Annotated in this window: 7 protein-coding genes; 3 read left to right on the top strand and 4 right to left on the bottom strand. The window is 71.7% G+C overall.

What is annotated here, in order from left to right; genetic code table 11:
* Positions 1 to 83: 83 nt before the first annotated feature.
* Positions 84 to 1868, bottom strand: coding sequence for a hypothetical protein (locus WME83_RS11935; RefSeq protein ID WP_437319400.1), 1785 nt, complete (start codon positions 1866 to 1868; stop codon positions 84 to 86).
* A 696-nt stretch (positions 1869 to 2564) separates the two neighbouring features.
* Here WME83_RS11935 and WME83_RS11930 point away from each other — a divergent pair.
* Together WME83_RS11930 and WME83_RS11925 are read left to right on the top strand one after the other, a co-directional pair.
* Positions 2565 to 4328, top strand: coding sequence for a serine/threonine protein kinase (locus WME83_RS11930; RefSeq protein ID WP_437319399.1), 1764 nt, complete (start codon positions 2565 to 2567; stop codon positions 4326 to 4328).
* A 534-nt stretch (positions 4329 to 4862) separates the two neighbouring features.
* A complete protein-coding gene (locus WME83_RS11925) occupies positions 4863 to 7097 on the top strand; it encodes a penicillin-binding protein 1A (RefSeq protein WP_437319398.1) in 2235 nt (744 codons plus the stop codon).
* 24 nt (positions 7098 to 7121) lie between these two features.
* On the opposite strand, the gene WME83_RS11920 is transcribed toward WME83_RS11925, so the two are convergent.
* From WME83_RS11920 to WME83_RS11910, 3 genes are all read right to left on the bottom strand, one after another.
* Positions 7122 to 7568 carry a hypothetical protein gene (locus WME83_RS11920; protein WP_437319397.1) on the bottom strand — a complete coding sequence of 149 codons (447 nt, stop codon included), beginning with the start codon at positions 7566 to 7568 and terminating at the stop codon, positions 7122 to 7124.
* 107 nt (positions 7569 to 7675) lie between these two features.
* Positions 7676 to 7927 (bottom strand): hypothetical protein, encoded by a 252-nt coding sequence (locus WME83_RS11915; protein ID WP_437319396.1) that lies wholly within the window; start codon positions 7925 to 7927, stop codon positions 7676 to 7678.
* Positions 7924 to 8556 (bottom strand): hypothetical protein, encoded by a 633-nt coding sequence (locus tag WME83_RS11910; protein WP_437319395.1) that lies wholly within the window; start codon positions 8554 to 8556, stop codon positions 7924 to 7926. The genes WME83_RS11915 and WME83_RS11910 overlap by 4 nt, the downstream gene beginning before the upstream one ends.
* A 1057-nt stretch (positions 8557 to 9613) precedes the next feature.
* Between WME83_RS11910 and WME83_RS11905 the strand changes: the two genes are divergently transcribed.
* On the top strand, positions 9614 to 13624 hold the full coding sequence (locus WME83_RS11905; RefSeq protein ID WP_437319394.1) for a protein kinase domain-containing protein: 4011 nt from the start codon (positions 9614 to 9616) through the stop codon (positions 13622 to 13624).
* Positions 13625 to 13638: the final 14 nt, after the last annotated feature.

Raw genomic sequence — 13638 nt, 5'->3', positions numbered from 1 at the left:
GTCTGGTCGCCGCCGATGTCGGCCGCGTCGTTCACTCCGTCTCGTCGTCGCAGAGATCCTGGCGGGATTCCTGACACGCGTAGCTAGCGCCCGGCGGACAGCCGCCCCGCCGTCGCCGGCGCCGCGGGCGCCGCCCGGTACCCGAGGTAGCGCCCGAACGCGCGCATCGCCTGGTTCCAGTGCTTGGGCTGCTTCACCCACATCTCCTTCACGCCGACGTCCGCCAGCGCGTCTCCCACGTCGATCCACCGCGGATCGCCGGTCAGCGCATAGGCGGCGCCGAACACGGGCACGATCAGCAGGTTGAGGTCGGCGGTCCCGCTGTCGTCGTACGCGTCGGTCTCGCAGCCCCAGAGGTACCGGAGCGCGCGCCGGTCCGAGGTGATCGCGCGCTCCGCGAGCCAGTCCGCCGCGCGCGCCACCACGTCGCGGACCCGCGGGTCGCCGGTGAGCGCGCGGTAATCCATGAGCGCGTCGACGAGCAGCGCGGTCATGAACGGCGAGCCGCCGCGCGGGCCGCGCTCGCACTCGGTCGGGTCGGCGCGGTGGAGGTCGTGCTCGAAGGCGCCCGACGCGCCCTGCCGCTGCCACGCCACCGTGCGATCCGCGAGGCCGCGCAGCACCGCGAGGAGCTCCGGCCGCGGGTCGAGGGCGTAGTAGCTCGACAGCGTCATCATCGCCCAGGCCATGTTGCGCTCGGTCGCGCGCAGCACGTCCTCCTTGCCGCCCGTGAGCGCGGGCAGGTTCAGCCGGAGCGCCTCGCCCATCGCGAGGACCGCTTCCTTCGCCGCCGGGTCGCCGGTGAGCAGGTAGTCATCGAGCATCCCCTGGCCGAGCATGCGCCGGAGGACCTGCCAGGAGAGGGGCGCCGCGGGGGTCCAGTCCTCCTTCTCGCAGACGTGGACCGCGAGCCGCCGGTCGGGCGAGAACCGGAGCTCGTGCTGCCGGTACCAGACGGCCTCGGCGCGCGCGCGCCGGTAGCGGGCGGCGTCGCCGTTCCGGAGGAAGCGCTGGTAGAGCGCGTGCGGGCCGTCGTAGTAAGTGCGGTGCGCGCCCGCGCAGCTGACCCCGTACGCGTCGTAGGCGGGCGTCATGCGGGCGAGCGCGCCCTCGATGCCGCTCTCGAACCCGGGGAAGCGGCGGTCGTCGATGGCGGGGAGCTGCGGCCCGCACACCTGGCTCGCCGCGTACCACGAGGGCGGCAGCACCGCGGCGATCGGGCCGTCCGGGTCCGGCAGGAGCGATTCGTCGAGCGTGGCGCCCTCGATGCCCGGCGCGTCCGCCCGCTGCCCGGCGGAGCCCGCCGGAGCGCGGTCCCGGGGCGCGCCCGCCGGGGGCTCGCCGGGCGGAGCGTCCTTTGCGGGGCGCGGGGGAGCGCCGTGCTCCAGCGTGTAGATCGCGCGCTCGCCCGGCGCGAGCGCGGCGTGGAACGCGATGAGGGCGCTGCGGATCGAGCCGTCCAACGGCCAGACCGCGAGCGGCTTCGCGCGCAGCGGGACCTGGCCGCCGCGCCCGTGGCGCAGGCGGAGGAGGCGGACATCGCGCAGCGCGCCCGGCGGGAACGGCACGCCCGACGACACGACGGCTTCCGGCGGCGGCGTCGCCCCCGGCGGGCCCTTCGCGGGCGGCGGGCCCTTCGCGGGCGCGCTCGTCGCGGCGTCGGCGACGAGCAGCAGCGGGACCGAGCCCGCGCGCGCGGCGGCGACGTGCGCCTCCAGGACGGCCCGCACGCGCGGCTCCACACGGCGCGCCGCGGGCACCCGAGCGGACGGCCGGCCGCAGCTCGTCCAGAGGAGGGGCGCTGCGAGGAGCAGCGCTGCGAGCCGGCGGCGGGCGGCGGGCCTCGCCTTTGCGCGCTGCGCATCCATGTCCGATCCGATGACCGGCGCCCGCCGCGCATCGCGGCGGAGCCGCTCGGCGCAAGGCCGCGATCAGCCCGGCCGTTCGGACACGCGCGCGCTCGCCCGGTCGCGCCCGCCGGCTTCCGGCGCTCGCCGCCACCGTCGCTCGACGTCATGAATGGCGAGAGGAGCGCTGGGCTCCGCACCGTCCCGCCGGCGATTCGTTCCTCCGGCGGTGGAAGGGATTGTCGCCGAGCATCGGCCGCTCAAGGGGACATCGTGGACGGACCTGGCCGGCCCGCCGAGCGAGCTCGGTCGCGAACCGTTCGACGAGACAGGCAAACCGTTCGACGAGGCAGAACGAGAGCTCGCATCGGAAGGTACTCCGGTGCTGCTACGGTGCCATCGCGCCTGGCCAGCTTCCTGCCCCCGCTCGCTCGGGCGATAGGGTAACCTTCAGGCCATCCGCTGGCCCCATGACCCCAGGTCGAGGCCTTGAACGTGAGTACTCCGAACGTGCCGGCAGAGCACCGAGCTCGAGAGGTTCCTCGACGCCGTGGATCCCCAGCACAAAACCCGTCGCATGTCAAATCTTGTAAGAATGTCGGCGTTTGTGCGCAGATGGGGTTTGGCTTTTGAATCGACTGGAGTGAACGACGGTCAGGTCGACGACGGGGCGCCGCGAGGACTCCGCCGCGGAAGTTAGAAAGCCAAAGACCGGATATGGACGAACTCGAACTGCAGCGCAGAATCGGCACGGTGTTGTGCGGAAAGTGGACGATCGAGCGGCTCCTGGGCGCGGGCGGTATGGCCGCCGTCTACGTCGGCGTGCACAAGATCGGGCGGCGAGGGGCCATCAAGATCCTTCACCCCGAGATCGCGCGCGTGCCCGAGCTGCGCGCGCGGTTCTATCAGGAAGCGCAGGCCGTCAATCGCTTCGTGCATCCCGGCGCGGTCGAAATACACGACATCGACACGGCCGCGGACGGCTGCCCGTTCCTCGTCATGGAGCTGCTCGATGGTGAGTCGATCGCCGCGCGCGGAAGGCGCCTGGGTAGGATGGACTTGGCCGAGCTCCTGGGCATGGTCGACGGGCTGCTGGACGTGCTGGACGCGGCCCATGCGCACGGCATCGTCCACCGCGACATCAAGCCAGACAACCTGTTCCGCACGCGCGACGGGCGCCTGAAGGTGCTCGACTTCGGCGTCGCCCGTGTCAGGCAGGCCGCGACCGACTTCGTTCATACGCGCACTGGGACGACGCTCGGCACGGTCGCATACATGCCACCCGAGCAAGTCCGAGGCGACGAGGTCGACGCGCGTGCCGACGTGTTCGCGGTCGGAGCGACGATGTTTCGTCTGATCGCAAAGAGGCGCATTCATGAGGCGGAATCTGACACCGAGCTGGTCGTCAAGATGGCCACGCTGCCTGCGCCGCCGCTCGCGAGCGTCGCTCCGGAGACTCCGCAGGGAGTGTGCGCCATCGTCGATCGAGCGCTCGCGTTCGATCGAAACGAGCGCTACCCGAGCGCGACGGTCATGCAGCAGGACGTACGCGCGGTCTTCGCCGGTCAACCGCCCCCCTTTGCCCTGCGGTTCGGCGCGGCCGGGACCTCCGCCCCCGCGGCAGATTCGCTCAGTACCGCCGCCACGGTGTGGCTGCCACAGGGGCTCGCCCCTTCGTCAGCCGCACCGGTGCGCGTCTCGGGCGCCGGTGATCTGCGTCCCACGCCGCCGCCGGCAGGCGGCATGGGGAGCGCCAACCGCGATGCGGCCACCGCCGACGTCCGGCATGCTGCGAGCGCGCAGGGCGCCCTGGGCGGCGGATCGGCCGTCGCTCCGGCTCCTGCCTCCTCATCGGCGGCCTCGGCGTTCACCCAGGCGACGCAGTGGACGGCGACCACGGTAGGTGGACGGAGACTGCGATGGGCCGTGCTGGCGTTCCCGCTGCTCGCCGCAGGCGTGCTCGCCGCCGTGTACTTTCGTGCGGTGCACGTCGAGTCCGACGCGACGCCGCCAGCCGCGACCGGCGCGCAGAAATCGGCGGCCGCGCCGCCTGCCAAGGTCCCCGCCGCTTCGGCGGCGGATCGCCTTGCGAAGGCTCCGGAGCCCAGCCCCGAGAAGAAGGGCGACACAGGGCTTCGCTCGCCTGGCCGCGGCCCCGAGGAGGGGCCCAGCGCGTCGCAGCGTACCAGCTGTATCGAGGCAAACGATTGCCATCACGTGTGCGAGGAAGCGTGCCAGGTGGATTGTCAAGGCGGGAGCGTCTGCAAGATCGGAGCGCGCCGAGACGCATTGGTCAACTGCGTGGGATCGGGGATCTACAAAGTCTCGTGCGAAGGCGATTGCTCGATCAATTGCATCACGGGCGCCCCGTGCATCGTGTACTGCCCGCCTGGATCCGAATGCGTCATCGGCACGTGTCTCGGGCAGATAGAGACCTGTCCTGGCAACGTTCAGGTGTGCGGAGCCTCATGCCCCGATTGACCGTCGCATCGCGCTCGTGCGCTGCCCTCGTGCCGTCTGCGATGAGGGCGCCACGATGCGCGCGCTCGGCTCGCCACGGCGCGGAGAAGCTGGATGGATATGGACCAGTTCGGCCGTCGTGACCTCGGGTCCGCCTCGCACGGCGGCACGGATGCCCGCCGCGACGATGCGGAGGTGAACGAGCCCGCGACCCAGCTATGGGTGCGCTCGCCGCAGGCCGCCACGCCGGCGATCCCCGCCGAGAGGGCTCGACAGGCCGAACAGGAGCGACCGACCCTGCCGTGGTCGCCGCCGCCCGCGGGCGGCGCCGCAGGGCCATCGCCGGCCGAGCCCCCTGCGCGACCGCCCGTGCCAGGCGCGCTGCCGGCGCGACGGCTCGCGAGGGCCACCGGTCGGATCGCATCGGCGCTACGGGTCTTGGCGAGCGCGCTCGGCCGCGCCGTGGCGGCCCGCCGGGCGCGGGAGCAGGCGCATCAGCGCCCGCGAAAGGTCCAGTGGAAACGGCGATTGCGGCGATGGGCGTGGCGCATCGCCATGGCCGCGTCGACGCTGCTGGGCCTCGGTCTTCTGGCGTTTGCGGTGCTCATCTGGCACTACGGCCAAGACCTGCCGCGGACCTCGGAGCTGAAGAGCTACCATCCGCCAGAGGTCACGCGCATCCTCGCGCGCGACGGGACACCGCTCGCGGAGCTCTTCGTCGAGCGACGCACCGTCGTTCCGATCTCCGTGGTGCCGAGAAGCATGAAGCTGGCCGTCTTGGCCGCGGAGGACGCGAACTTCTACAAGCACGAGGGGCTGAACTACGTCGGCATCCTGCGGGCGCTCCTCGTGAACCTGCGGTCCGGGCAGTCCCGCCAGGGAGGCAGCACGATCACCCAGCAAGTGATCAAGAACGTGCTCCTCACACCGGAGCGCACCTTCGCGCGCAAGATCCGTGAGCTCATCCTCGCTCGCCGCATCGAACAGGAGCTCACGAAGGACGAGATCCTGGAGCTCTACCTGAACCACATCTATTTCGGGCACGGGCGCTACGGTGTCGAGGAAGCCGCGCGGTACTACTTCGGGAAGAGTGTTCGAGACGTGCAGCTCGCCGAAGCGGCCCTGCTCGCAGGTTTGGTCAAGGGGCCCAGCATCTACTCTCCGCGCGTCGACCTCGCCCGCGCCGAGGAGCGGCGCAGCTACGTGCTCCAGCAGCTAGGCGATAAAGGGCTCGCGCCACGCGCCGAGGTCGAGGCCGCCGCTCGCCAGAAGATCGCCTTGGCCCCCCCGCCCGAACACGCCGCCGAGCTGGCGCCCGAGGTCGTCGCCGAGGTCGAGCGCGCGCTGGTCGCCGCGGTGGGCCCCCAGGCCAACCGCGGTGGGTACACCGTGACGACCACGATCGATCCGAAGCTGCAGATCGCCGCGAGAGCGGCGGTGCGCGGCAATCTCGACGCGTACGCCGCGCGCCGCGGGCTCATCGCTCCGCTGAAGCGTGGCAAGGGAGATCCGGCTCCCTTCGAGGGAGCTCCCACGCAGGGCAGCGAGCGCGTCTACCACGGCGTGGTCACGAAGGCCGACGACGCGGCAGGCACGCTCACCGTGCGCGTGGGTACGGCGCAAGGCGTGGTGAAGCTGGAGAGAGCGGCGCGCTACAATCCACGCAACCTGCCCCCGAGCCAGTTCGCCGAGATCGGCAAGGTCGTGCGCGTCACCTTTGCCGGCGGCGACCCGCGCAGCGGACGGCTGGAGCTCGCGCTCGGGCCCCAGAGCGCGCTCGTCGCCCTCGACGTCCGAACGGCCGAGGTGCTCGCGGTCGTCGGCAGCTACGACGCCGTGCGCGGCGCCCTCAATCGGGCGAGGTCGGCGCACCGCCAGCCCGCCTCGACGTTCAAGCCGATCGTGTACAGCTACGGGATCCACACGCGGGCATTCACCGCGGCGTCGATCCTCGAAACCCAGCCGGCCGCTCTCCAGGGGAAATACAGGCCCGACAACTACGACGAGAGCGACGGGCAGGCGCCGCGCCGGCTGCGCGAAGCGCTTGCCCAGAGCGTCAACGTAGCCGCGGTGTGGACGCTCGAGCAGCTCGGGCCCGCCAAGGTCGTCGAGTGGGCGCGATCGCTCGGGATCACCTCGAAGCTCGGCGCGGATCTGTCGCTGGCGCTCGGCGCTTATGAGGTGACGCCGTTCGAGATGGCTGCGGCGTTCAACGTGTTCGCCGCAGGGGGTACGTACCGCGATCCAGCGATCATTCGCAGCATCATCGGCCCGGGCGGCGAGCCGCTGCCGCTGCCCAGCGCAGCGCCAGCGCGCCGGGTGATGGGCGAAGCCGAGGCGTACATCACGACGAGCCTCTTGCGTTCCGTTGTCGAGTCGGGGACAGCCAAGCGCGCGCGATCCATGAGCACGCCGGTCGCGGGCAAGACGGGCACCTCGAACGCCGCGAAGGACGCGTGGTTCGTGGGCTACTCGACCGACATCGCGTGCGCCGTCTGGACGGGCTACGACGACGCCTCCCCGCTCGGCCCCGGCGAGACGGGCGGCGCGACCTCCCTCCCGGCCTTCATCGCGTTCATGCAGGACGCGCACAAGGCGAGACCGCGTACCGACTTCGCCGCGCCGCCGGATGGGCTCGTGCACGTGCCGATCGATGCGGCCACCGGTCGACTCGCGCTGCCGGGCGCCGCCGGCGCGATCGAGGAGGTGTTCCTTGCAGGCACGGAGCCGACGGAGCACGCCGAGCTCCCGTCGATCGGCGAGGCTCCTCGGATCATGTGGCCGTTTTGAGCCTCGGTCAGCTCGGAGGGCCGACTACGCCCCGTCTGTCGTGCACACCGCTCCGGGCTCGCAGTGGACCACGCAGTCGCCCGAGCCGGGGCACCGGACGTCGCAGTCTCCCCTGCAGACCACATCACAGTCGCCCGACCCAGTGCAATCCACGGTCGAGCCATGGCCCACGGTGAGCGCGCAGTTGCCCGATCCGGTGCAGGCGATGTCGCAGTCAGGGCCGCAGTCGAAATCGCAGCTTCCGGAGCCGGCGCACTGGAGATCGCAATCTGCGATGCAGAAGATCGCGCAGTCGCCGGACGAGGGACAAACGCAGTCAGCTCCGTCGCACTCGCACGTTGGTCCGTCGACGGGATCGCCGATCGCGCAGTCGTGCTCGGGCGGGTCATCGCCGCATGCGGCGATTCCGCCCCAGAGGAGAGCGAGGAGCAACAGAGCAACGACGTGGTGGGCACGGATGTGCTGGCGCATGGATCCTCCGATCGGCGTGGATGACTTCAGGGACGGAACCGGCGGCGTCCGCCGAGCTTCGGTGGAGCGGCGAGGTCCTCGCGTCGTGTCGACATCTGGAGTCTTGGTCAACTCGGGGCCACGGGCTGCATCGCGCGATCACTCGCGTTGCTCAAGGCTTGGCTCGGATGTGCTTGCGCGGTTGTCTCCGGATTGACAACGTGCGCGGAGCAGTCTTGCTGGTGAACCCGCGCCGACATTCGTCCAAGCGAGAGGGTTGCCCAGAAGATCGCGAACGCGAGGGTGGTGATCGCGACATAGCCAAGATGCGCGCCGATGCACGCGAAGCCGAACGGGACGAGCACAACCGTGGATCTCATACATCCCTCTTCGGCAAAGCCTGGATCGCCAGGGTGAGCGCGCACGCGAACAGCAGACACGATGTGTACCACGTGGGCACATTCTGCTCGCAGCTCAGCGAGAGCAGCGGGATGACGCCGCTGCGGCTCTTCAAATTGAGGATCGGCTCGAGCACCTCGACGCCGAGCCCGGCGCTCGCGACGGCCGCCCTCAAGGCGAACAGCGCGATCTGCAGCCTGGCTCTGGAGAGGGCAATCTGCATCGACAAGGAACAGTTACACGACTGAACGCCGAGTGCTGCTCCAACCTGTGCGACGGCGGCACCTGCTCGCAGGGCGGCGGCTGCCTGCAGCCGGGCGAGGATTGCTCGGTGGGCGGCGGCGAGTGTTGCAGCGGCGTCTGCGAGGACGCGCCCGTGGCCGGCGAGAGGTGGTGCGGTCAGCCGCTCGGCGGCTGCCATGTGGAGGGAGAGGTGTGCTCCAGCAACGCCGACTGCTGCAGCAACCTGTGCGCGGATGGGGGTGACGGCGTGCTCGTTTGCGTGGCGCAGGGGGCGTGCGATCCCGCCGGCGAGGCGTGCAGCGGCCCATCGCAGTGTTGCTCCAACGCGTGTCGAGATCGTTCCCGGGGCCGCCTTCTGCCAGTCCATCGGCGGTTGCATGCCGATCGGCGAGCTCTGCACGGACGACGCGCAGCGCTGTACCGAGAACTGCCAGACAGAGCCGAACGGCGTGTGGGCAACCGCCGAAATGCCGTCCGCCCGGCGAGATCTGCGACGCGTCGTTCGGGGAGTGCTGTCCCGGCGTGCCGCAGGGCAAGCTGCTCTGCTTTGCGGGCTCCTTCGGCGTGCTCCGCTGCCAGGAGCCGTGCTGCGCGCTCGCGGAGGCCGCCAGCGAGTCCGATGACGACTGCTTCTCGCGGCGCTGCAACGTCGACACGGGCCGGTGCGAGAACGGGTTTGCCTGCAAGGTGTACGCGGATCGAGCCGTCCAGCGGCCAGACCGCGAGCGGCTTCGCGCGCAGCGGAACCTGGGCGCCGCAGCCGTCGCGCAGGCGGAGGAGGCCACGTCGCGCAGCGCGCCCGGCGCGAACGGCACACCCGACGACACGACGGTCGCCGGCGGCGGCGTCGCCGCTGGCGGGCCCTTCGCGGACGCGCTCGTCGCGGCGTCGGCGACGAGCAGCAGCGGGACCGAGCCCGCGCGCGCGGCGGCGACGTGCGCCTCCAGGACGGCCCGCACGCGCGGCTCCACACGGCGCGCCGCGGGCACCCGAGCGGACGGCCGGCCGCAGCTCGCCCAGAGGAGGGGCGCTGCGAGGAGCAGCACCGCGAGCCGGCGGCGGGCGGCGGGCCTCGCCTTTGCGCGCTGCGCATCCATGCCGCATCCGATGACCGGCGCCCGCCGCGCATCGCGGCAGAGCCGCTCGGCGCAGGATGCGATGAGCCCGGCCGTGCCGCGGCGCGCTCACCTGGTCGCGCCCGCCGGCTCCCGGCGCTCGCCGCCCCCGTGGCTCGGCGTGATGGCCTCTTCGATGTACCGTTCCGACCAGCGACCGCGTGCCTCGTGGGCTATCCCGGGCTCCCCACGACGATGGCGTCGCGCAGGACGAGGACGCGCCGGGCTGTCCTCGCTCCCTTTCGAGGATGGCGAGAGGAGCCCTCAGCTCCGCACCGTCCCGCCGGCAATTCCGATGTTCGTCCGGCGGTGGAAGGGATTGTCGCCGAGCATCGGCATCTCAAGTGGACATCCTCATTGCGGGAGGTCGATACTACGGCGGTGCAGCCGGGGGACGTGATCGCTGGAAGGTTCGAGATCGACGGGCGCGCAGGCGCCGGCGGCATGGGAGAGGTCTTCCGGGCGAGAGACCGGAGCTCTGGCAGGGACGTGGCAGTCAAGGTCCTCCTCGAGCGGCGCCTCGACGATGAAGTGCGGTTCACGCGAGAGGCCGCGGTGCTCTCCGAGCTGCGACATCCAGGGATCGTCGAGTATGTGACCAGCGGCGAGACCCCTTCGGGCCAGCGCTACCTCGTGATGGAGTGGCTCGCGGGGGAAGACCTGTCGGTCCGCCTCGCGCGCGGGGCGCTCGGCGTGGACGAGGCGCTGGCGCTCGGGGCGCGCGTCGCCGAGGCGCTCGCGGCGGCGCACGCGCGCGGCGTCGTCCACCGCGATCTCAAGCCAAGCAACATCTTCCTCGTGGAGCGCGACGTGACGCGCGCGAAGGTCCTCGATTTCGGGATCGCGAGGCGCGGCGACGCCAAGACGATCACCCGGGCGGGAGCGCTGCTCGGCACTCCGGGGTACATGGCGCCGGAGCAAGCGCGCAGCGGGCGCGACGTCGACGCGCGCGCGGACGTGTTCGCGCTCGGCTGCGTGCTGTTCGAGTGCCTGACGGGGACGCCGGCATTCCTCGGCGACGACCTCATCGCCATCCTCGCCAAGGTCCTTGCCGAGGAAGCGCCGCGCGTGCGCGAACGCTGCCCCCAGGTGCCGGAGGCGCTCGAGCAGCTCGTGAGCCGGATGCTCGCCAAGGAGCCGGAGGAGCGCCCCGGCGACGCGGCCGCGGTGGCCGAGGAGCTCGAGGCGCTTCGCGGTGCGCAGCGGCGCCCCTCCGTCCACACGCGTCGGTCGAGGAGCACGCAGCCTCCGTCGTTGACCGGCGGAGAGCGGCGGATCCTGTCGGTCGTGCTGCTCGGCAAGCAGCCGCCCGCCGATGACGGCGCGCCGACGCTCTGCGAGGCAGAGCTCTCCAGCGTTCAGGGAGAGCTGCGCCGGACCGCCGCAGACCACGGAGGGCTCCTGGAGGTCCTGGTCGACGGCACGGCCATCGTGACGCTCGCACGGACGACCCAGGTCCCCACCGATCAAGCGGCCCAGGCCGCGCGCTGCGCGCTCGCGCTGCGAGCCGTCTCCCGGGATCGACCGGTCGTGCTGGCGACGGGTCGGTCCGAGGTGACCGGGCGCCTGTGCGCGGGCGACGCCATCGACCGGGCCGCGCGGATGCTGGCGGCGCCCCCCGTGCGCGGCCGGGCTCGGCCCGTCGCCATCGACGAGGTCACGGCCGGGCTGCTCGACGCGCGCTTCGAGGTCGTGGAGACCGACGCCGGGCTCGAGCTACGCGCGGAGCGCGAGCTCGCGGAGGGAGCACGCACGCTGCTCGGCAAGGCCACGGCCTGCGTGGGGCGCGACTGGGAGATCGCGACGCTCGAGGCGCTCCTCCAGGAGTGCTTCGAGGAGCCGCTCGCCCGGGCGGTGCTGATCACGGCGCCGGCCGGGATGGGCAAATCGCGCATTGCCTCCGAGCTCACCGGCCGACTTCGCCAGCGTGGCGATGAGGTCGCGATCTGGACCGGTCGCGTCGACTCGCTGCGAGCAGGATCGTCCTTCGGCCTGCTCGGGCAAGTGCTCCGGAGCGCGCTCTCCCTGCGCGACGGCGAGCCGCTGGAGGCGCGCCGGGACAAGATCCGGGCCCGGGTGGCCGGGAGCACCCCGGCGGCCGATCAGCGGGGTATCGCGGCGTTCCTGGGCGAGATCGTGGATACGCCGTTCGCCGACGAGGAGAGCGTGGCCCTGCGGACGGCGCGTCAGAACGCGCAGCTCATGAGCGACCAGCTGCGGAAGGCCTGGCTGGATTTCCTTCGGGCCGAGGTGGCGCAGCGGCCGGTGCTGCTCGTGCTCGAGGATCTCCACTGGGGCGACCAGCCCACGGTGAGCTTCCTCGACGCAGCGCTGCGCGATCTGCGCGCCATGCCCTGGATGGTGCTCGCGCTGGCCCGGCCCGAGGTGCATGAGGCCTTTCCCCGGCTGTGGGCGGAGCGCCAGACGCAGGAGATCCGGTTGAAGGAGCTGCCGCGCAAGGCGTGCGAGCGGCTGGTGCGGCAGGCGCTCGGCGCGAGCATCGGCCGGGAGATGCTGGAGCGCATCGTGGCGCTCGCCGGCGGGCATGCGTTCTACCTGGAGGAGCTCATCCGGGCGGTGGCGGAGGGCCGTGGTGAGGCGCTGCCCGAGACCGTGCTCGCCATGGTGGAAGCGCGCCTGTCGCGGCTCGACCCCGAGGCGCGGCGGCTGCTGCGCGCGGCCAGCGTATTCGGCGAGGTGTTCTGGGAGGGCGGCGTCTCGTCGCTGCTCGGTGGTGCGGAGCCTCCGCCCTCCGCAGATGCGCATCTCGCGCGCCTTGTCGACCTGGAGGTGCTCGTGGCGCTCCAGGAGAGCCGTTTCCCGGGAGAGCGAGAGTTCGCGTTCCGGCACGCGCTCCTCCGGGAAGGCGCGTATGCGATGCTGACCGAGGCGGACATGGCGCTCGGACATCGGATCGCGGGCGCGTGGCTCGAGCAGCGCGGGGAGACAGATCCCATGCTGCTGGCTGGACACTTCGAGCGCGGCGGGGATCGCGCCCGGGCAGCAGACTTCTACCTTCGCGCCGCGGACCAGGCGCACCGGAGCGGCGACGTGGCCGCCGCGGCCGTCCGCGCTCGCCAGGGGCTCGCCTGTGGAGGCTCCGAGGAGCTGCGGAGCGCGCTGCTCGGCATCCTCTGCGAGGCGCTCGTCTGGTGTCCGCAGACACTGGGCGACGCAGCGGCGTACGCCGAAGAGGTGATGAGGATCTCGCCGCGCGGCTCCTCTTCCTGGTCGCGGGGGGCGATGGCGATGCTGGCCAGCGCGTTCGCGGCGCGACGGATCGATGAGTACATGGCCACGATCCAGCTGCTTCAAGAGACGACCCCCGCCCCCGGCGCCGCGCGTCTTCACGCGCTGGCGATCGTCGCGGCCGTCAGCGGGCTCGACGTCCTCGGGAGAGTTCAAAGGGCGGACGAGGCCATGGAACGGCTCGACGCCGGCATCAACGCCCTCGACCGTCAGGAGCCGCTCGCGTCTCTCGTGTGGACCGTCATGTCCTCGATCAGGAGCGCCTGCATAGCAGGAGAACCGTGGCGAGGGCTCGACGACGCAAATCGCGCCATGGATCTCGCTCGCGCTCAATCGGCCAATCACGAGTCCGACATCGGCATCGCCCACCTGGCGAAAGGAATGTGCCTATGGCACCTCGGCGCGCCGCTCGCCGCCGAGCAGGTCCTCTCGGGGCTGGCGCCGTTCGTCGACACAGGCCTGGCCGTATTCAGCGCGTTTCGTCGCTTCGGCCTGGCGTGGCTGCGCGCCGACCGCGGCGCGCACGACGAGGCCCGCCAGCCTGCCGTGGAGCTCCGCGATTTCGGGTACGAGCACCGCGTCCCCCTCGACGAGGGTCGAGGCCGCTGGGCCCTCGCGGAGGTGAGCCGCCGCGCCGGGGACCTCGAGGGCGCCGAGCGTGAGATCACGGCGGCGCTGCAGCTCCTGGCGGAGGCGTCTCCGATGGACTATCCCGGCGCGCTGGGGACGCTCTCGGCCCTCCGGCGCTCCCAAGGTCGCGCCGCCGAAGCCCTCGCTGCTGCGGAAGAAGCGCTCGCTCGCGTCGAGGACATGGGCGGTGCATGCGGAATGTTCCGTGGCGCCTTCGTGCGCCTCGCCCACGCGGAGGCCCTCCACGCCACGGGGGATCGAGGAGCCGCGCGCGCCGCCATTGCCACGGCTCGAGCGCACCTGCTCGCGATCGTCCACAAGATCGCTGACCCCAGTTACAAGAAGAGCTTCCTCGAGAACGTTCCGGAGAACACCCGCACCGTGGCGCTGGCGCGCGCATGGTTGGGAGAGCCCGCCGAGGCGTTCATGGGTCGATCTTGAGGAGTGCCCGGGAT

It is taken from the genome of Sorangium sp. So ce385, from assembly GCF_051474135.1.
GTDB lineage: Bacteria > Myxococcota_A > Polyangia > Polyangiales > Polyangiaceae > Sorangium > Sorangium cellulosum_D.
Note: the sequence above shows the minus strand (reverse complement) of the source record. Positions and strands in the feature narration are given on the sequence as shown.